The organism is Allobranchiibius sp. CTAmp26 (assembly GCF_017565405.1).
In the GTDB taxonomy this organism is placed as follows: Bacteria; Actinomycetota; Actinomycetes; order Actinomycetales; family Dermatophilaceae; genus Allobranchiibius.
On sequence record NZ_JAGEKR010000001.1, the window covers coordinates 114,601 to 133,701 of the forward strand.

Sequence of the window (19,101 nt, forward strand, 5' to 3'; positions counted from 1 at the left end):
GTCAGGGCGGGCAACCGATGGAGACGGACCCACCTGAAAGCACGTGATGTTCTACACGTGATGGAGCACCGGTCTAGAAGTAGACCTGGGCACCCATCGCGACCGTGCGGTCCGGCGGGAGGCGGAAGTAGTCGACCGGGGACGCGGCGTTGTGCGCCATCCCGAGGAAGACCCGCTTGCGCCAGCGCGACATCCCCGGCCGCGAGCTGGGGTGCACGGTGATGCGGGAGAGGTAGTAGTAGGCCTCGTCGGGGTCGATGTCCAGACCCTGCGTCGCGGCGAACCGCAGGCCTTCGGGCACGTCCTGCTCGTCCTGGAAGCCGAAGTGCAACGTGACGTGGGTGATGGCGTCGTACGTGCCGCCCAGCGGCTTCGTCTCGAAACGGTCGGCGTCCGCGACGTGCGGGATGTTCTCCGGCGAGGTCGAGACGATGAAGACGTTCTGGTGGATCACGTGGTTGAAGTTCGCGTTCTCACGCAGCGCCAGCGGCGTCGTGGGCCGGTCGGGATGCATGAAGATGGCTGTGCCCGGGACCGTGGTCAGCTGCTCGGAGTGCAACCACTCCACGAACGACTCGACCGGACCCTCCAGCTTGGCGCGGCGCTCGGTCACGATCCGGCTGCCCTTGCGCCAGGTGAGCATCGCGGTGCAGACCAGCAACGCGATCAGCAGCGGCAGCCAGCCGCCGTGCACGATCTTGGTGAGGTTCGCACCGAAGTAGGTGAGCTCGAGCAGTCCGAAGAGGATCCCGACCAGCAGCAGTTTCCAGCGTGCCCACTTCCAGGCCGACTCGGCGTACGCCAGGAAGAGCGTGGTCGTGATGAGGAAGGTCCCGGTCACGGCCAGGCCGTACGCCGTCGCGAGCTTGGCGGAGGACTGGAAGACCAGCAGGAGGACCATCACACCGGCGTAGAGGATCCAGTTGATGCTCGGGACGTAGATCTGGCCGCTGCTCGACGCGGAGGTGTAGCGCACCGTCAGCTGCGGCAGGTAGCCGAGCCGCTCGGCCTGCCGGGAGACGGAGTACGCGCCCGAGATCACGGCCTGAGAGGCGATCACCGTCGCGGCGGTGGCGAGCACGACCAGCGGCAGCTGCGCCCAGTTCGGCGCGAGAAGGAAGAACGGGTTGCTCACGCTCTTCGGGCTGTGCACGATCAACGCGCCCTGACCGAGGTAGTTCAGCGTCAGGCACGGGAAGACCAGGAAGAACCACGCCCGGCGGATCGGCGCGGGTCCGAAGTGGCCCATGTCGGCGTAGAGCGCCTCGGCACCGGTGATCGATAGCACCACCGCGCCCATCGCCACGAACGCGACGTACTGGTGGTCGACGATGAAGAGCACGGCGTACGACGGAGAAAGCCCCTTCAGGATCGCCGGGTCGGCGATGACCTTGCGCACGCCGAGCACCCCGAGCACGACGAACCACACCACCATCACCGGGCCGAAAAGTCGGCCGACCACCTGGGTGCCGAAGCGTTGCGCCAGGAAGAGCACCGTGATGATGACGGCGCCGATCGGTACGACGTAGTGCGCCAAGGAGGGCGCCGGCACCTCCAGCCCTTCCACGGCCGAGAGCACCGAGACCGCCGGGGTGATGACGCTGTCGCCGTAGAAGAGCGACGCGCCCAGCACGCCGAGGATCATCACCACGCTGAAGCGTTTGCCCCCGGTCGGCACGTGGCGGCGGACCAGCGCGGCCAGGGCCATCACGCCGCCCTCACCGTCGTTGTCCGCACGCAGGATGAAGAGCACGTACTTGATCGACACCACGACGGTGATGGACCAGAAGACCAGGGAGATCACGCCGTACACGTCGCCGCGGTCGGCGGTGACCTTGTTGTGGTCGATGGAGAAGACCGTCTGCAACGCGTAGAGCGGACTGGTGCCGATGTCGCCGAACACCACCCCGAGGGCCGCCAGGGTCAGGGCCAGACCGCCGGATCCGTGGGTGACGGGCGCGGTCGGTCGGTCGGCCGGGGCGCCCTTCGGGAGGGCCTGCTCAGTGGTCACGAGCGACCATTGTGCTCCCGGTATCCGGGTGCCGGTGACCGGGTGATTCGATCAGTGCAGGACCGACGCCATCCGCTCGACGGCCGCGGTGATCACCTGCGGCGAGGTCGCCACGTTGAAGCGCACGAACTGCTCCCCACGCGGGTCGTAGTTGGTGCCGATACCCAGCGCCACCCGCCCCTGTTGCAGGAAGGTCCGTGCCGGGTTCGCCAACCCCAGCGGACCGCAGTCCAGCCAGACCAGGTAGGTGGACTCTCCCGGCGCCACCCGGATCTGCGGGAGCTGCTCGGCGAGCAACCGTCCTAACAGCTTTCGCCGCTCGACGATCTCACCGCGCAGTTCGTCCAGCCACGGGCCGCCGTGCGCGTACGCCGCCGTGTGGGCGATCTCGGCGAGGTGGTTCGCGCCGTGGGTGTTGACCTCGTGCAGCGCCCCGAGGGACGCCTCGGCATCGGCGCCGGGCACCGCCAGCGCGATCTTGAGCCCGGCGAGGTTCCAGGACTTCGATCCGCTCACCACGCTGATACCCCGGCTCGCCTCGGGCACCGCAAGATACGGCGTGTACGTCACTCCGGGATGGGTCAGCGGCCCGTGGATCTCATCGGACACGACCAGCACGTCATACCGGTCCGCGAGCCGGGCGAGATCGGTCAGCTCAGCCGCGGTGTGCACGGTGCCCATCGGATTCTGCGGGTTGCACAGGATGTACGCCGCTCCCGGCCCCGCGTCCCGGAACGCCGCCTCCAACGCGTCGGGATCAAGCCGGAAGTCCGCGCTGAGCGGCGCCTCGACGAGTCGTCGGCCGACCGACTGCACGAAACCGAAGAAGGCGTCATAGCAGGGCGGGCTCACCACGACCGCCGCGTCGGGACGGGTGTTCGCGCGCAGCAGCTCACCCACGCCGATCATCACGTCCGGCAGCATCATCGCCCGTGCCGGGTCGACCGCCCAGTCCCAGCGTTCTTTCGCGAAGTGCGCGAACGCCTCCTCCAACGGCCCGGGGGCCGCGTAACCGACGTCCCCCCGGTGCAACGCGCTCTCGATGGCGTCGATCACGGGATCGCACGGCGCGCAGTCCATCTCAGCGACCCAGACCGGGATCACATCCGGGTCGTACGCACGCCACTTGATGCTCGTGCGCGTCTCGCGTAGTTGGTCCAGGCTCGCGTCGAGGATCGCCATTGCGCCATCGTCGCACCCGGCCAGGACGGAAACGTCACGCTGCTCGCCCATCGGTCGCCAACACGGGTTCCGCTGATCTGAACGTCACCGACGTCAATGCCGCCGGGACCTCTGGCGCCACGATCGACGGCTGGTACTTCTGGACCAGGTACTCCGACGACAATCCCGGCGCAGCCGACTACTGGCGCCCACCGGCCGAGCGCGGCACCCTCTTCGAGCCGGGCACCGAAAAGCAACTGGAGATCCGGATGCACCGCACGGGCGAGGCAACGGCGCACGTACGACGCATCCGCATCGACTACACACAAGGCGAGCAGCGCGGCAGTCTCACTTTCGATACCTCGCTGGGCGCCACCTCCGGTGGTCGTCCGTGCACCCAGGCCGAGATGGAGTGAGGCATACCGGCTGGAGGGGATGAACAAGCGGCGCGCCCCTTTCGGGACGCGCCGCTCTTCGTTCGTTCAGTGCGAGGGTGTGAGGCCCGGCTCAGTGGATCCTGGGCCACACGAAGCCTTCTGGGTTTCTGACCCGCACGAAGCCTTTTGGGCTTCTTCCTCGCACTCCGCTCCGGCCGGGTCCTCGCTTCGCTCGGCCCCAACCTTCGCTGCGTGCTTCGTCAGAAGCCCATGCCACCCATCTCGTCGCCGCCACCCGGCGCCGCCGGCACGTTCTTCTCCGGCTTGTCGGCGATGACCGCTTCGGTGGTGAGGAAGAGCGCGGCGATCGACGCGGCGTTCTGCAACGCCGAGCGGGTCACCTTGGCCGGGTCGATGATGCCGGTCGCAACCATGTCGACGTACTCGCCGGTGGCGGCGTTCAAGCCCTCACCGGAAGGCAGGTTGCGCACCTTCTCGACCACGACGCCGGGCTCGAGGCCCGCGTTCTTGGCGATCTGCTTCAGCGGAGCCTCGGCGGCCACCTTCACGATGTTCGCACCCGTGGCCTCGTCGCCCTCGAGCTTGAGTCCACCCCAGGCGGCGTCGGTCGCCTGCAGCAGCGCGACGCCACCACCGGCGACGATGCCCTCTTCGACGGCGGCCTTCGCGTTGCGAACGGCGTCCTCGATGCGGTGCTTGCGCTCCTTCAGCTCGACCTCGGTCGCCGCGCCCGCCTTGATGACGGCCACGCCACCGGCGAGCTTCGCGAGGCGCTCCTGGAGCTTCTCGCGGTCGTAGTCGGAGTCGGAGTTCTCGATCTCGGCGCGGATCTGGCTGACCCGACCGGCGATCTGGTCGGTGTCGCCCGCACCCTCGACGATGGTCGTCTCGTCCTTGGTGACGACCACGCGACGCGCGGTGCCCAGCAGGTCCAGCTCCGCGGTGTCGAGCTTGAGGCCGACCTCTTCGGAGATGACCTGACCACCGGTGAGGATGGCGATGTCGCCGAGCATGGCCTTGCGACGGTCACCGAAACCGGGTGCCTTGACGGCGACCGACTTGAAGGTGCCGCGGATCTTGTTGACCACCAGGGTCGACAGCGCCTCGCCGTCGACGTCCTCGGCGATGATCATCAGGGGCTTGCCGGACTGCATGACCTTCTCCAGCAGCGGCAGCAGGTCCTTGATGCTGGAGATCTTGGAGTTGACGACCAGGATGTACGGGTCGTCCAGCACCGTCTCCATGCGCTCGGTGTCGGTCACCATGTAGCCGGAGATGTAGCCCTTGTCGAAGCGCATGCCCTCGGTGAGCTCGAGCTCCAGCCCGAAGGTGTTGCTCTCCTCGACGGTGATGACGCCTTCCTTGCCGACCTTGTCCATCGCCTCGGCGATGAGCTCGCCGATCTGCGGATCGGCGGCCGAGATGGAGGCGGTAGCAGCGATCTGCTCCTTGGTCTCGATCTCCTTGGCCTGGCTCAGCAGCGATGCGGACACCGCGGCCACGGCGGCCTCGATGCCGCGCTTGAGGGCCATCGGGTTCGCGCCGGCGGCGACGTTGCGCAGCCCCTCGCGGACCATGGCCTGGGCCAGCACGGTCGCGGTCGTCGTACCGTCACCGGCGACGTCGTCGGTCTTCTTCGCGACCTCCTTGACCAGCTCGGCGCCGATCTTCTCGTACGGGTCCTCGAGCTCGATCTCCTTGGCGATGCTGACACCGTCGTTGGTGATCGTGGGGGCTCCCCACTTCTTCTCGAGCACCACGTTGCGGCCCTTGGGGCCGAGTGTGACGCGCACGGCGTCGGCGAGGATGTTCATGCCCCGCTCGAGGCCGCGGCGGGCCTCTTCGTCGAATGCAATGGTCTTGGCCATCTGCGTGGTCCTCCCACAGTGCGTACCGAAGCTGGCCGTACGACGCCCGCGACGGACGCGCCGCGCCTGCTCGGGTGTACGGATACCCGGCGGTGAGCGGCACTCGTCGGACGGCCACTGTCTGTCACTCTCATGCCGAGAGTGCTAACAGCATTATTGGCACTCGCCGCCCCCGAGTGCAAACGGCTGGGGTCACGCGGATGGTGCGATGTCGCAGGCCGGGCGCCAGGCCCGGCGGTAGGAGCGGGTCAGCCCTTTTCGCCCTGGTCGAATCCGAGTCGGCGAGCGGTCCGCTGGCGCATCCGGCCGGCCCGCAGTCGCTGCAGTCGCTTGACCAGCATCGCGTCGTACGCGAGCGCCCCCGGGGTGTCGATCAGGGAGTTCAGCGCCTGGTAGTAGCGCGTCGAACTCAGGTCGAACGTCTCGCGGATGGCCTGCTCCTTGGAGCCCTGCAGCTTCCACCAGGTGCGCTCGAAGTCCAGGATCCGACGATCGCGGTCGGACAGATCGCTGGAGCGGTCGGCCCCCTGGACCTGCGCATTGGCGACGCTCATGGGCAACCTCTCAGCCGGGGGCGTGGACACGCCCGACTATAGAAGCGAATCACACGCTTGTCATTCCGCCAGGGACACCTGTGACGGATGGGTCCGGTGGTGCGAATGCGCTGCCGGCACAGGCCCGCGCAGCCGCCACGACCGCGCGAGAGGGCCGGTTTACGTCGTCGGCCAGGGCTGCAGCACTGGCCGCGAACGCAAACCGGCAACACCGGCGTACGCGGGTGTTGCCGGTCGCACCGACGCGGTGACCGTCGCGAGCGGTCACCTCGCGGTCAGCGCATCGAGTCCAGGATCGCGGTGATGTCGTCCTCGGTAGTGAGCGGGTTGACGATGGCGAACCGCGCCAAGGTCTCCCCGTCGTGCGAAGTGGGGACCACGAAGCCCTCCTGCCGCTCGAGCAGGCCGTCGGACCACCGGTGGTAATCCGCAGGCTCCCAGCCGAGCCTGCGGAAGACCAGGATCGACAGGTCGGCGTGGCGCACCACCTCGAGGTAGTCGCGTGAGCTCACCTGCGCCTCGGCGAACCGGGTCACCTCGAGCGTGCGCTCGATCGCCTCGCTGTACTTCTGGGTGCCGTTGGCGACCAGGGAGAACCAGAACGGCAGCCCCCGCGCACGCCGGGTGAGACCCACCGAGTAGTCCGTGGGGTTCCAGTCCGGTGCGTCGGTGAGGACGTCGAGGTACGACGCGTGCTGGGTGTGCGCGGCTCGCGCCAGCGCCGGGTCGCGGTAGAGCAGCGCGCAGCAGTCGAAGGGCGCGAAGAGCCACTTGTGCGGGTCGACGATGAAGGAATCGCACCGCTCGATGCCGGCGTACTTGGGCCGGACGCTGGGTGCGGCCAGACCGGCGCCGCCGTACGCGCCGTCGCAGTGGAACCAGATCCCGAACTCCTCGCACACCGCGGCGACCGACTCCAGGTCGTCGATGACGCCGAAGTTCGTGGTGCCGCAGGTCGCCACGACGGCGAAGAAGGACTCCGGCCCCTCGTCGATGAGCACCTCGCGCAGCGCCTCGCCGGTCAGCCGCAGGTCGTCGCCGACCTGCACCTGCACCAGCTCGGCGTCCATCACCCGGCAGGCCGACGCGATGGAGGAGTGCGATCCGACGGTGGCCGCGACGCGGAACGGGCGGGCGCCGCTGCGTACGCGGGCGGTCTCGCGCGCGGTGACGAGCGCTGACAGGTTGCCGATGGTGCCGCCCTGCACGAAGGACCCGCCGGCGCCCTCGGGCAGTCCGACGAGGTCGGCGATCCAGCGCAGGGCCTGGTTCTCCGCGTACACCGCGCCCGCACCCTCGAGCCACGACCCGGCGTAGATCGAGGATGCGCCGACGACCAGGTCGAACATCGCGGCCTCACGCGTCGGCGCGCACGGGATGAAGGACAGATAGCGCGGGTGGTCGGTCGACAGGCACGCCAGTGACAGCTCCTCGGCGAAGAGGCGCAGGGCCTCCTGGCCGCCGATCCCCTCGCTCGTGAGGGCCGCCCCGGCGACAGCGTCGAGCTGCTCCTTGGTCCGCGGACCATCGAGAGGGACCGGGTCGAGAGCCAGCCGCTCAGCGGCGTACTCCAGGATCGACTTACCCAGGTCCTGCGTGTATTCGTCGTAGCCGTGCACGACCGCGAGTGTAGGTGCCGGACGGGCTGTGCCACATGGGCGTCGTAGGTTGGCGGTATGCCGACCGCTCCCCTGCCCGAGCTCGTGCACCCGAGCTGGGTCGGCGCCCTCGAGCCGGTCGCCGACACGATCAGCGCCTGCGGTGACTTCCTACGCGCCGAACTCGCCGCCGGGCGGGGGTATCTCCCCGCCGGTGACAAGGTGCTGCGCGCGTTCGCTCAGCCGCTGGACCAGGTCAAGGTGCTCATCGTCGGCCAGGATCCCTATCCGACACCGGGTCACGCGGTCGGACTGTCCTTCTCGGTGGCGCCGGACGTGCGCCCGGTGCCCCGCAGCCTCGCGAACATCTACACCGAGCTGAGCTCCGATCTCGGCGTGCCGACCCCCGGCAACGGCGACCTCTCACCCTGGACCGAGCGTGGTGTGCTGCTGCTCAACAGGGTGCTCACCGTGCAGCCCGGCAAGCCCGCGAGTCACCGCGGGCACGGGTGGGAGGAGGTGACGGCGGCCGCCATCGACGCGCTCGTGGCGCGCGATCAGCCGCTCGTGGCGATCCTGTGGGGTCGCGACGCCCGATCGCTGGTGCCGCGGCTGGGGCGCACGCCGTACGTCGAGAGCGCGCACCCCTCACCCCTGTCGGCACGCAACGGCTTCTTCGGCTCCCGTCCGTTCAGTCGCGCGAATACGCTGCTGACCGAGCAAGGTGGGGCACCCGTGGATTGGAGCTTGGCATGACGTGGCACCGGTACGTCGCGATCGGGGACTCGTTCACCGAAGGGGTCGGCGACCCCGACCCGGCCCGGCCGGAGTCCTACATCGGCTGGGCCGATCGGCTGGCAGGGCAGCTGGGCAAGCAGAACAGCGACCGCCGCACCGAATTCGAGTACGCCAACCTCGCGGTCCGTGGCCGTCTGCTGACCGACGTGGTCGGGCAGCAACTGGACGCCGCACTGCGCTTCAAGCCCGATCTGCTGTCGATGATCGGCGGCGGCAACGACATCCTGCGGCCTCGGGCCGACCTGGACGACATCGCCGACCGCATCGAGGCGGCCGTCCTGCGAGCCCGGGCCGCGGGCGCCGACGTCCTGCTCTCCACGCTGGCCGACCCTGCCCAGGCGCCGGTCATCAAGGCCGCCCGCCCCCGGATCGCGGCGCACAACGCCAACCTGTGGGGCATCGCCCAACGCACCGAGGCCTACGTGCTGGACATCTGGTCCATGCGGTCGCTGCGGGACGCGCGCATGTGGGCACCGGACCGGTTGCACCTGGCGACGGAGGGCCATCGCCGGGTCGCTCTGCAGGCCGCGTGGACCCTGGGCGTCGTCGAGGGCGAGCGCGAGTGGGCGGCCGCCCTGCCCGCCGGACCCGCACTGTCACGCGCGTACATCGCCCACGAGAACGCCGCGTGGGCCAAGGACTACCTCGCGCCCTGGGTGCAGCGACGGTTGAAGGGCCGCAGCTCCGGCGACGACCTCGAGCCCAAGCAGCCGCAGCCGCGTCCGCTGACCCCGCGGAACGACTGAGCCACTCCGCCGGTTCAGCGACCCCTCCCCGATGCCGCCCAGTCACCCGCCGATGAGCCCCGCGGCGTACGCCGTGCTGGGCGCGATCGCGCAGGGACCCACCCACGGTTTCGCGATCGCACGGCGGCTGCAGCCCACCGGCGACCTGGGGCAGGTGTGGAGCCTGACCCGCCCGCTCGTCTACCGCGAACTGAGCCGGCTCATCGAGCGCGACCTGGTGCGCGAACAGGCCGGCGAGGCGGGCGACCGCGGTCCGCGGCGCACCATCGTCGACATCACCGCCGCGGGGCGCCTCGAGACCGACCGGTGGCTCGCGGAGCCGGTCGAGCGGGTGCGGGACTTCCGGTCGATGTTCCTGCTCAAGCTGGCACTGATCGACGGCGCCGGCGCGGACCCACGCCCCCTCGCCCGGGCGCAGCGTGACCAGTTCACCCAGCGGGTGGCGCAGATCGAGCAGGAGCTGGAGCAGAGCATGGGATTCGACCGCCGGGTCGTGATGTGGCGGCTGCTGTCGACCCGGGTCGCGATCGACTTCCTGGACACGATCGTCGATGAACCCCACGCGGTAGTCGCACCCTGACTACCGATACGACAGGATGTCCCCGTCGCGCGCACCCGCCGTCGCCACCCCACGGAAGGCACCACCCATGAAGCGCCTGCTCGGGAGTCTCGTCCTCGTCACCGTCGCCGCCTGCACCACCGCCGGATGCGGCGGCGGGTCCTCCTCGGGCGGCTCGTCGTCCTCGTCGTCCTCGTCGTCCTCGTCGTCCTCGTCGGGCGCCTCGTCGTCCACCTCGTCCTCGTCGTCCGCTTCGTCCAGCGCAGGCAGCACAGCCACGAAGGGCAGCGGGAGTGTCGACGTGCTGTACGCCGGGTCCCTGGTCAAGTTGATGGAGGACAAGATCGGGCCCGGCTTCAAGGCCACCACCGGATACTCGTTCAGCGGCTTCTCCGCGGGGTCCACCGCCCTGGCGAGCCAGATCAAGGGCAAGGTGCGCAAGGGGGACGTCTTCGTGAGCGCCAGCCCGAAGGCCGACCAGTCGCTGCAGGGAGCGGCCAACGGCGACTGGGTCAGCTGGTACGTCACCTTCGGGTCCTCCAAGCTCGTGCTGGGGATCAACCCCAAGAGCAAGTTCGCGAGCGACCTGAAGACCAAGCCCTGGTACGACGTCATCGCGGAGCCCGGTTTCAAGGTCGGTTTCACCGACCCCAAGACCGACCCCAAGGGCAAGCTCACCGCGGAGGCGCTGAGCGACAACGCCAAGGCCCACCCCGCCCTGTCGAAGGTGGCCTCGGCCACCTCGAACGTCTTCCCCGAAGAGACGCTCGTAGCGAATCTGCAGTCGGGGCAACTGGATGCGGGCTTCTTCTACACGAGCGAGGCCAAGACGGCCGGCATCGAGACCGTCCCGCTGACCGGGACCGACCTCAAGGCCAGCTACACCGTGACCGTCCTCAAGGGCGCGCCGAACGCGGCCGGAGCCGCGGCGTTCGTGAAGTATCTGCTGGGGTCGCAGACGCAGGCGATCTTCAAGGCGGCGGCCTTCACCGTCAAGTCCCCGCCCAAGGTCACCGGCACCCCGCCTGCGGGTCTGCTGCCGTGAGCAGCTCGAGGAGCACCCCGTAGCCCACCCACGCGCGATCAGGCGCAGCAGCCCGCTGAGCTATCTCGGCGGGCTGCTGGCGCTCTACCTGCTGGTGCCGCTCGGCTACTTCGCCTGGCGTTTCGTGACGTCCGGCGACCGCGGATTCGGCGAGCCGGGCCTGTGGGCGGCAGCGCGTACATCGGTCGTGAGCGCCAGCATCAGCACCGTCATCGTGCTGCTGCTCGGGGTGCCCCTGGCGCACTGGCTCGCGACGTCGACCGGTCCGGTCTCGCGCGTGGTGACGGTCGTCGTCCAACTCCCGCTCGCCCTGCCACCCGTCATGAGCGGCATCGTGCTGATCTACCTCGTCGGGCCGTACACGTGGCTCGGCACCCACGTCAACGGCGGGCTCACGGGCACCACGGCGGGGGTCGTGATCGCACAGACCTTCGTGGCCGCGCCGTTCCTGATCATCGCGGCACGGTCGGCGTTCGCCGAGCGGGACCCGGCGCTGGACGACCTGGCGGCGACCCTTGGCCACGGAGCGCTCGCCCGCTTCGTCAAGGTGGATCTGCCGCTGGCCGCGGGCGGGATCCGCGCGGGTGCGGTGCTGACCTGGCTGCGAGCGCTCGGAGAGTACGGCGCCACGGTGCTGCTCGCGTACCACCCTTACACCCTGCCGGTCTTCACCTCGGTGCAGTTCTCCGCCACCGGCCTGCCCACGACGCAGGCACCGACCGCCCTGGCGCTCGGGATCGCGGTCGTCGGTCTGCTGCTCGCGGGTTTCCGCCTCCCCCGGCGCCGGCACCGCGCCCGCACACCATCCCCGGTGCACCCGCCGGCTGCCAGGCCCGTGCCCGTCGGCTTCGCGTTGCGGCAGCAGGTGGGTAATTTCGACCTGCAGCTGGCCCACCGAGCGGGCAGCGACCGGCTGGCGGTGCTCGGCCCCTCCGGGTCGGGAAAGACCCTGACGTTGAGGGCGATCGCCGGGCTGACCACGGCAGACGGTGACCGCGTCGACTTCGCGGGCGAGTCCGTCGAGCGCCTGGCCGCTCAGCGGCGCGGCGTCGGTTACGTCCCGCAGAACCGGGGCCTCTTCCCCCATCTGACCGTGTGGGAGCACGCGACGTTCGGGGTGCGCGCCGACCCGGCCTTGGCCGCCTGGTGGCTGCAGACCCTGGGACTGGGCGAGTTGCTGGACCGCCGACCGCAGGAGCTGTCCGGTGGAGAACGTCAGCGGGTCAGCCTGGCTGCGGCGCTCAGCCAGCACCCGCGGGTGGTCCTGCTGGACGAACCGTTCTCGGCGCTGGACGCCCCCGTGCGCGCGGGCCTGCAGGCGACCGTACGACGCCTGCAGCGCGAGAGCGGGCTGTCCACGGTGCTGGTCACCCACGACCCGGTCGAGGCGGCGCTGCTCGCCGACGAGGTGCTGGTCATCGCCGACGGTGTGCTGCTGCAGGCCGGCCCGGTCACCGAGGTCTACCGTCGCCCGGCGTCCCCCACCGTGGCGCGACTCGTCGGCATCCCGGACGTGGCGTTCGGTACGTCGACGTCCGCTGGCACCCTGCAGGCCGGGGACTGCCGATTCCCTGTCCCTACGAACGCACCCGCCGGTGCGGCGGTGACCTGGTGCGTGCGGCCGCAGGACGTCGTACTCCACCCCGACGGCGCGCACCAGGCCGTCGTCGAGGACGCAGCCGACCTCGGATCCCACGTCGCGGTCACCCTGCGGCTCGGCGAGGACGTGCATCTCGCGGCTGCGGCGCGCGACCTGTCCGAGGTACCGGTCGGCGGCACCTGCCGCTTCGACGTGGACCCCTCACGCATCGTCGTATGGGCCGATCCACCGACCGAGACGGCCGACGACATACTGGCGAAATGAGCGATGCCCGCGAGACCGTCTTCACCTACGCCGCACCCCACCTGAAGCTCGGCCCGGGGGCGTCGCGCGAGGTCGGCTACGACCTGGCGGCGCAGGGAGCGCGACGCGTGCTGGTGATCACCGACAAGGGCGTCGCGGCCACCGGTGCCCCAGGACACGTCGCCGACTCACTGCGCGAGGCGGGCGTACAGGTCGAGGTGTACGACGGGTCCCACGTCGAGCCGACCGACGAAAGTCTTGCCGCTGCAGTGGATTGGGCACGCGAGCACGGGCCGTGGGATGCCTTCGTGGCCGTCGGCGGCGGGTCGAGCATCGATACCGCCAAGGCGGTCAACCTGCTCACCACCAACTCCGGCGAGCTGATGGACTACGTCAACGCACCGGTCGGCAAGGGCGCAGACCCGACGCGGCCGCTCAAGCCGCTGGTCGCCGTGCCCACCACCACCGGGACGGGTTCGGAGAGCACCACCATCTGTGTGCTCGACGTGCTCTCCCAGCACGTGAAGACCGGCATCAGCCACGCGTCGCTGCGGCCGACCACCGCGGTGGTCGACCCGGACCTCACCGTGAGCCAGCCGCCGATGGTCACCGCATGCTCGGGCATGGACATCCTGTGCCACGCGCTGGAGAGCTACACCGCCAAGCCGTACACGTCGTTCGCGGCGAAGCAGCCGAGTGAGCGGGTGCCGTACTGCGGCGCCAACCCGGTCGCCGACATGTGGGCCGAGAAGTCACTGACGCTGATGGCCGGTTCGTTCCGCCGCGCGGTGAAGGACGGCTCGGACAAGAACGCGCGCTTCGAGATGGCGCTCGCGGCGACGTTCGCCGGCATGGGTTTCGGGAACGCCGGCGTGCACATCCCGCATGCGAACGCCTACCCCATCGCGGGCCGGGTCCGCGACTACCGCCCGGCCGACTATCCGCAGGACGAGGCGATGGTGCCGCACGGGATGTCCGTGTCCCTGACGGCTCCTGCGGCGTTCCGCTTCACGTACGACGCGTCGCCGGAGCGCCACCTGCGCGCCGCCGCCCTGCTCGCACCGGACGCGCCGCGGACGGACGACCCGCGCGAGCAGCTGCCGTCGGTGCTGGCGGGCCTCATGCGCAACATCGGTATGCCGAACGGCGTTGCGGCGATCGGCTACTCAGCCGACGACTTCGGTGACCTGGTGGAGGGCACCCTGAAGCAGCAGCGGCTGCTCGCGACCGCGCCCAAGGACGTCACCGAGCAGGACATCCACGACATCTTCGCGGGGTCGCTGCACCTCTGGTGACCCCTGCTCTTTCATCGAGCGGAGGGGTCCATCCTCGAGCGGAGGGGTTGTAAACCCTCCGCTCGGGGCGGGACCCCTCCGCTCGACGGCACGGTCAGCTCATCGGACTCGTCGCGCTCGTCATCTCGGCACGGATCGCCGCCGCGAACGTCTCGATGTCGTCCTCGGTGGTGTCGAAGGAGCACATCCAGCGCACCTCGCCGAGGCCCTCGTCCCAGAAGTAGAAGTGGAAGCGCTCCATCAGGCGCTCGCTGACGTCATGCGGCAGGATCGCGAAGACGGCGTTCGCCTGCACGGGCCGCGGCACCTGCACGCCGGGGATGTCGCGCACCCGCTCGGCCAGCAGCCGCGCCATCGCGTTGGCGTGCGAGGCGTTACGCAGGTAGAGGTCGCCGGACAGCAGCGCCTCCAGCTGGGTGGAGATGAAACGCATCTTCGACGCCAGCTGCATGGACTGCTTGCGCAGGTACTTCATGCCGGTGACGACGTCGGGGTTCAGCACCAGCACGGCCTCGCCGACCATCAGGCCGTTCTTCGTGCCGCCGAACGACACGATGTCGACGCCGGTGTCGGTGATCATCTGCTTGAACGAGACCCCCAGTGTCGCCACGGCATTCGACAGACGAGAACCATCGACGTGCAGCACCCAGCCGCGGGAGTGCACGTGCTCGGCGATCGAGGCGATCTCCTCCACCGTGTACGCCGTGCCCAGCTCGGTCGTCTGGGTGATGGAGACGACCTTGGTCTGCGCGTGATGCTCGTCGTTGAGCCGGATGGCGACGGTGTCGATGAGCGCGGGGGTGAACTTCCCGTCCGGGGTGGGCACGGTCATCAGCTTCAGTCCGCCCATCCGCTCTGGCGCCGCGCACTCATCGACGTGGATGTGCGCGGTCGATGTGCAGATGACCGACTCCCATCGCTGCGTGACCGACTGCAGCGCAACGACGTTCGCGCCGGTGCCGTTGAACACCGGGAACGCCTCGACCCGCGGGCCGAAGTGCTCGCGGAACACCTCCTGCAGGCGAGCGGTGTAGACGTCGTCGCCGTACGACGTCTGGTGGCCACCGTTCGCGCGGATGATGGCGGCGAGCACCTCGGGATGCACACCCGAGTAGTTGTCGCTCGCGAATCCGCGCTCGGCGCGGTCGTGCAGGATCGGCAGGCTCACAGTCACCAGGACATCGTCACAGACCGGGGTGGGCTGCGGCGACCGACCTGCAGTTCGGGCGTCGCGGCATGACGCTGACCAGCGATACCACCCCCACCGAGATCCCCCGGGCGCGAACTGCAGGTCGCTCGCTGCACCACACGCCGCACCCACTTCTCCTCGAACATCACGTGATCCCAAGAGAACCGCAACACCAGCCATCCCGCGAGTGTCAGCTCGTCGTATCGCCAGCAGTCGCGAACGAGTTGGGCACGCGAGGTGTGGAACTCATGGCTGTCCGCCTCGATCACCATGCGCAACGACCTGCTGACGAGATCGGGCCGCACAGTCGCTCCGTCAACATCGACCTCGACCTGGGGGGTGAAGACCGGTCCGGCGGCCTGCAGCACGAGCGCGCGCAACGCCGACTCGAACGGGTTCGCCGCGAGCCCTGTCGCCTGACGCAGGACGAGCTCCGCCTTCGCTCGTCCGCTCCGGGGCAGGGTCGGCACTCGCTCCAATAGTTCGTCGGGTGTCACGGCCCCACTTCGCACCGCGGAGTCCGCGACCGCGAGCGCCTCGGGGAGCGGCAGATCGCGTGCACAGTCGACGACGGTCCGCGCGGGCGTGGTCAACATCCCGCCCTCGACGTCGGCGTCGGCAAGGTCCCTCCACCGCACGTCACGTCCGCGGCGCCGGGTGAGCTCCACCTTGCGGGAGCGCGGCACGACCAGCTCCGGTCTGCGCGGCTCACTGCGCACGGACCAGCCGTGTGCGAGAGCCGCACTGCGATGACTGATGACTGCGCTCAACTCGGTCGCCGCAGCACGAGTGACATCGAAACCAGCCAGGGTGTACCTACCCCGCCCCACGCGCTGGACGAGCCCAGCTCCGACGGCGCGGTCTATCTGCCGCTCGGTCACTAGCCGCCGCAGCTGCGCGCGCGTCGCCCACCCACCGCACTGCGCGACAGCCAGCACCACCGGTTCCTCCATGGGAAGAACTTGCTGCAGATGCGACCGACGACGCCGGAGTTGTCCACAGGTGCAGCGAGCGACCTGCAGTTCGACGTCGCGCACGCGCCCGGTGTGCCGCAGTCGTGCGATCGCACCGCCGTTCGGGGCGAACTGCATGTCGGTCGCTACGACGACCGGAGGGTCAGAGGATCGCGCCGTTGACCTCTGCCGCTGGGGAGTCCCACAGCGAGACCAGTTGCGCCGCAACGTCGTCGACGTCCCGGTAGTTCTTGAACGCCGCGTCGGGTCGCGCCTCGCGCATCTGCGGTGTGAGCAGCGCCATCACGCGTACGACGCTCGCTGCGGCCTGCGTGCCACTGAACGAGTCGGCCACGGCAAGGGTCCACGCCTCGGCGGCGGCTTTCGCGGCGGCGTACGACGCGTTCTTCGCGCGCGGGCGTGCCACCCCGGTGGACGAGACGATCGCGAGCCGCCCCCGCGGGCTGTCGCGGATCGGGTCGTGCAGCGCCCGGGACGCGTGTTGCAGGGTCTGGATCAGGGACGCATGGAGCACATCCCAGTCGGCGAGGTCCGACTCGACGATGCCCTTGCCACCGCGCCATCCGCCGACCAGGTGCAGCAGCCCGTCGACCCGGCCGTACTGCTCGACCAGCTCATGGCCCCACGCCAACGTGGCCTGCTCGTCGGCCAGGTCCACGGTGCTCGGGCTCACCGATCCGTCGGTGGCAGACGCGAGTTCGGCCAGTGCGGTCTCGTCGCGACCGGCCGCGACCACATGGGCACCGGCACCGGCCGCGCGGCGTACGACGGCCGGTCCGAGCGCGCCGGTGGCGCCCGTGACCACGATCACGAGCTGAGACAGGTCGGTCATGCGACCCGCACCGTCGGCGCCGGAGCAGCACCCGCAGCGTCATCGGCCGTCGCCGCGGTGATGCCCGCGGTCGACGCGATGACCGGCGTCATCTTCTTGCGCAGCGCCTCGTAGAAGACGTTGAGCGGGAACTCGTCCGGCTGCACGGCGTCCGTCAGCGGCTTGAGCGGACCGTCCAGCGGCAGTGCCGCGGCGCCCTTCGCCCAGGTCGAGGCCGGGTGCGGCGCGACGTACCGCGCCACGAACTCGTGCGACGCGAGCCAGTGGCCGACGCGCGACCGGTCGATGCCCGCGCGGTAGAGCTGCTCGACCTCGTCGCACAGCTCGATGACCACCTCGGGCACCCGCCGCCAGTCGAAGGACAGCTTGTTGTCGGTCCACCGCAGCGCGTCGTGCTTGTGCAGGTAGGCGAAAAGCAGCTGGCCGCCCAGTCCGTCGTAGTTGCGCACCCGGTCACCGGTGATCGGGAAACGGAAGACGCGGTCGAAGAGGATCGCGAGCTGCACCGACCGCGCGTACGGCTGACCGGCCGCCTCCAGCTTGACGGCCTGCCGGAAGGTGTTGAGGTCGCAGCGCAACTCCTCCAGCGCGTACATCCAGAACGGCATCCGCTGCTTGATCATGAAGGGGTCGAACGGCAGGTCGCCGTGGCTGTGCGTGCGGTCGTGGATGAGGTCCCACATGGCGAAGGTGCTCTGCGCGAGATCCTGTGAGCCGATGAGCCGCTCGGCGTCCGGCGGCAGCTGCAGCGACAACAGCGCCGAGGCCTCGCGAACGACGCGGCGGAAGCGCGCGCCTTCGCGGTCACAGAAGATGCCACCCCAGTTGAATTTCGGGATCTCCCGCACCGCAACGGTCTCCGGGAAGAGCACAGCGGAGTTGGTGTCGTAACCGGGCGTGAAGTCGATGAAGTTCATCGCCAGGAACATCGGGTTGTCGTACGACGCCTCGACCCAGGCCAGCCAGTCCGGCCAGGCCACCCAGAGCAGGACTGCCTCGAAGACGCGGTCCGGATTGCCGTTCTGGGTGTACATGGGGAAGACCACGAGGTGCTCGACACCGTCCGCGCGGTGCTGGTCGGGGCGGAAGAGCATGAGGGAGTCCAGGAAGTCCGGCACGCCGAAGCCGCCGTCGACCCAGGCGTCCAGATCGCGCGGCAGTGCCGCGAGGTAGGCCGCGTCGTGCGCGAATCGCGGCGCCAACGCTGCGATCTCGCGCTTCATGACGTCGACCAGGTCTGCGGCGCGCGCGTGCTCGTGCGCCGCACCGTCGATGGAGCCGTCCTTGGACTGCAGGAGGCGCAGCTCCTGCACCGCCTCCTTCAACCGCAGCCATTCGGCGGTGGTCTCGACGCCCGACCCCTGGTGCCGCGTCTCGTGGGTGCGGCGACCGGCCGCCCACGTGACGGCGTTCGTCCAGAACTGCGCGTGGTCCAGCTCGCCGATCGAGTCGTCGCCCATGATGTCGGAGTCGGCGAGCACCACGACCCGGCCCGCGCCGTACGCCGCGGTCACGACGAGCGCCTCCTCGGCCGGGTACGCCGTCGGGCTGGTGCGCGCGAGCACCTGCACGTCGGCGCCGGGCTCGATGTCGATGACGCCGCTGCGGTAGAAGCACAGGTCGTCGACGCCGGCAAGCAGGCCCTGGCCCTTGGTGTCGGTCAGGTCGGCGAGCACCCAGGTGGCGTTGCCCAGATGGCGGCGGCCGCCGTCGGCGGACTCGTGCACCACGGTGCTGCGGACACGAAGACCGAAGTGCGCGAGCAGATCGTTGACGTTGTTGCCGTGCACGTCCTGGTCGCAGTCGGCCAGGACGACGAGGCCACCGCCGGCGCGGACGAACTGCAGGACGGCGTCGAGCTCCGACTCCTCGAACGCGGCCGGCAGGCTGCCCGCGACCCGCTCGGAGCGGCCGTCGGCGGGATGCGCGACGACGTAAACGTCGGCGCCGTCGAGTCCCGCGGCATCGACCGAGCCGCCGCGGCGCGCGGCGACCTCGAAGCCGCGCGCACGCAGCGTGGCCGCGGCGCGCTCCAGGCTGGCGTCGTCGGGGTTCGCGGGGTTGATCATCGACGCGAGGCCGCGATCCAACGCCCAGGCACTGGAGTGCTCTTGCTCGACCAGAACCCTCGGAAAGACAGCCACTACGTCTCCTTGCATCACTATTTCCTGTCAGGCGAAGGTTAGGCGAGATTATTTCCTGTCGCAAGGCGGCCTGTGGGGCGCACCAC

At 69.6% G+C, this 19,101-nt stretch carries 17 protein-coding genes; 7 read left to right on the top strand and 10 right to left on the bottom strand.

Annotated elements, in window-relative coordinates; all coding sequences use genetic code 11:
* Positions 1–73: 73 nt before the first annotated feature.
* Positions 74–2,011, bottom strand: coding sequence for a potassium transporter Kup (locus tag J4030_RS00565; RefSeq protein WP_208047239.1), 1,938 nt, complete (start codon positions 2,009–2,011; stop codon positions 74–76).
* 51 nt (positions 2,012–2,062) lie between these two features.
* Positions 2,063–3,193: a MalY/PatB family protein gene (locus J4030_RS00570; RefSeq protein ID WP_208047240.1), complete on the bottom strand. Its 1,131-nt coding sequence runs from the start codon at positions 3,191–3,193 to the stop codon at positions 2,063–2,065.
* Between J4030_RS00570 and J4030_RS00575 the strand changes: the two genes are divergently transcribed.
* The gene (locus tag J4030_RS00575; RefSeq protein WP_208047241.1) at positions 3,193–3,588 is read left to right on the top strand and encodes a hypothetical protein; all 396 of its coding nucleotides are present in this window, start codon (positions 3,193–3,195) and stop codon (positions 3,586–3,588) included. The two genes, J4030_RS00570 and J4030_RS00575, sit on opposite strands and share 1 nt — an antisense overlap.
* A gap of 221 nt (positions 3,589–3,809) precedes the next feature.
* Here J4030_RS00575 and groL read toward each other — a convergent pair whose 3' ends face one another.
* The 3 genes from groL to J4030_RS00590 form a co-directional block, all read right to left on the bottom strand.
* Positions 3,810–5,438: a chaperonin GroEL gene (gene groL, locus J4030_RS00580; protein ID WP_208047242.1), complete on the bottom strand. Its 1,629-nt coding sequence runs from the start codon at positions 5,436–5,438 to the stop codon at positions 3,810–3,812.
* Positions 5,439–5,686: 248 nt separating this feature from the next.
* Positions 5,687–5,992, bottom strand: coding sequence for a DUF3263 domain-containing protein (locus J4030_RS00585; RefSeq protein WP_208047243.1), 306 nt, complete (start codon positions 5,990–5,992; stop codon positions 5,687–5,689).
* Between the two features lie 275 nt (positions 5,993–6,267).
* Entirely contained in the window at positions 6,268–7,611 is a 1,344-nt protein-coding gene (locus tag J4030_RS00590; RefSeq protein WP_208047244.1) for an aspartate aminotransferase family protein, read from the bottom strand.
* Between the two features lie 57 nt (positions 7,612–7,668).
* Between J4030_RS00590 and J4030_RS00595 the strand changes: the two genes are divergently transcribed.
* From J4030_RS00595 to J4030_RS00605, 3 genes are read left to right on the top strand one after another with little or no spacing between them, the layout of a single operon-like run.
* Complete coding sequence (locus J4030_RS00595) at positions 7,669–8,346, top strand: uracil-DNA glycosylase (protein ID WP_208047245.1); 678 nt, start codon at positions 7,669–7,671, stop codon at positions 8,344–8,346.
* Positions 8,343–9,134: an SGNH/GDSL hydrolase family protein gene (locus J4030_RS00600; RefSeq protein ID WP_208047246.1), complete on the top strand. Its 792-nt coding sequence runs from the start codon at positions 8,343–8,345 to the stop codon at positions 9,132–9,134. The genes J4030_RS00595 and J4030_RS00600 overlap by 4 nt, the downstream gene beginning before the upstream one ends.
* A gap of 31 nt (positions 9,135–9,165) precedes the next feature.
* Positions 9,166–9,714 carry a PadR family transcriptional regulator gene (locus J4030_RS00605; protein WP_208047247.1) on the top strand — a complete coding sequence of 183 codons (549 nt, stop codon included), beginning with the start codon at positions 9,166–9,168 and terminating at the stop codon, positions 9,712–9,714.
* Here the strand turns inward: J4030_RS00605 and J4030_RS00610 are convergent, their stop codons facing one another.
* On the bottom strand, positions 9,715–9,972 hold the full coding sequence (locus J4030_RS00610; RefSeq protein WP_208047248.1) for a hypothetical protein: 258 nt from the start codon (positions 9,970–9,972) through the stop codon (positions 9,715–9,717).
* Positions 9,973–9,994: 22 nt separating this feature from the next.
* Here J4030_RS00610 and J4030_RS00615 point away from each other — a divergent pair, with 22 nt between their 5' ends.
* From J4030_RS00615 to J4030_RS00625, 3 genes are all read left to right on the top strand, one after another.
* Positions 9,995–10,738: an extracellular solute-binding protein gene (locus J4030_RS00615; RefSeq protein ID WP_208047249.1), complete on the top strand. Its 744-nt coding sequence runs from the start codon at positions 9,995–9,997 to the stop codon at positions 10,736–10,738.
* Positions 10,739–10,862: 124 nt separating this feature from the next.
* A complete protein-coding gene (locus J4030_RS00620) occupies positions 10,863–12,602 on the top strand; it encodes an ATP-binding cassette domain-containing protein (RefSeq protein ID WP_208047250.1) in 1,740 nt (579 codons plus the stop codon).
* Positions 12,599–13,876: a hydroxyacid-oxoacid transhydrogenase gene (locus tag J4030_RS00625; protein ID WP_208047251.1), complete on the top strand. Its 1,278-nt coding sequence runs from the start codon at positions 12,599–12,601 to the stop codon at positions 13,874–13,876. Before J4030_RS00620 ends, J4030_RS00625 begins: the two co-directional genes overlap by 4 nt.
* Positions 13,877–13,970: 94 nt before the next feature.
* Here the strand turns inward: J4030_RS00625 and J4030_RS00630 are convergent, their stop codons facing one another.
* The 4 genes from J4030_RS00630 to J4030_RS00645 form a co-directional block, all read right to left on the bottom strand.
* Positions 13,971–15,050 (bottom strand): low specificity L-threonine aldolase, encoded by a 1,080-nt coding sequence (locus tag J4030_RS00630; RefSeq protein ID WP_208047429.1) that lies wholly within the window; start codon positions 15,048–15,050, stop codon positions 13,971–13,973.
* Positions 15,047–15,751, bottom strand: coding sequence for a DUF559 domain-containing protein (locus J4030_RS18195; RefSeq protein ID WP_307864492.1), 705 nt, complete (start codon positions 15,749–15,751; stop codon positions 15,047–15,049). The genes J4030_RS00630 and J4030_RS18195 overlap by 4 nt, the downstream gene beginning before the upstream one ends.
* A gap of 430 nt (positions 15,752–16,181) precedes the next feature.
* Positions 16,182–16,871 (bottom strand): SDR family NAD(P)-dependent oxidoreductase, encoded by a 690-nt coding sequence (locus J4030_RS00640; protein WP_208047253.1) that lies wholly within the window; start codon positions 16,869–16,871, stop codon positions 16,182–16,184.
* Positions 16,868–19,015 (bottom strand): DUF6421 family protein, encoded by a 2,148-nt coding sequence (locus J4030_RS00645; RefSeq protein WP_208047254.1) that lies wholly within the window; start codon positions 19,013–19,015, stop codon positions 16,868–16,870. Before J4030_RS00645 ends, J4030_RS00640 begins: the two co-directional genes overlap by 4 nt.
* Between the last annotated feature and the right edge of the window lie 86 nt (positions 19,016–19,101).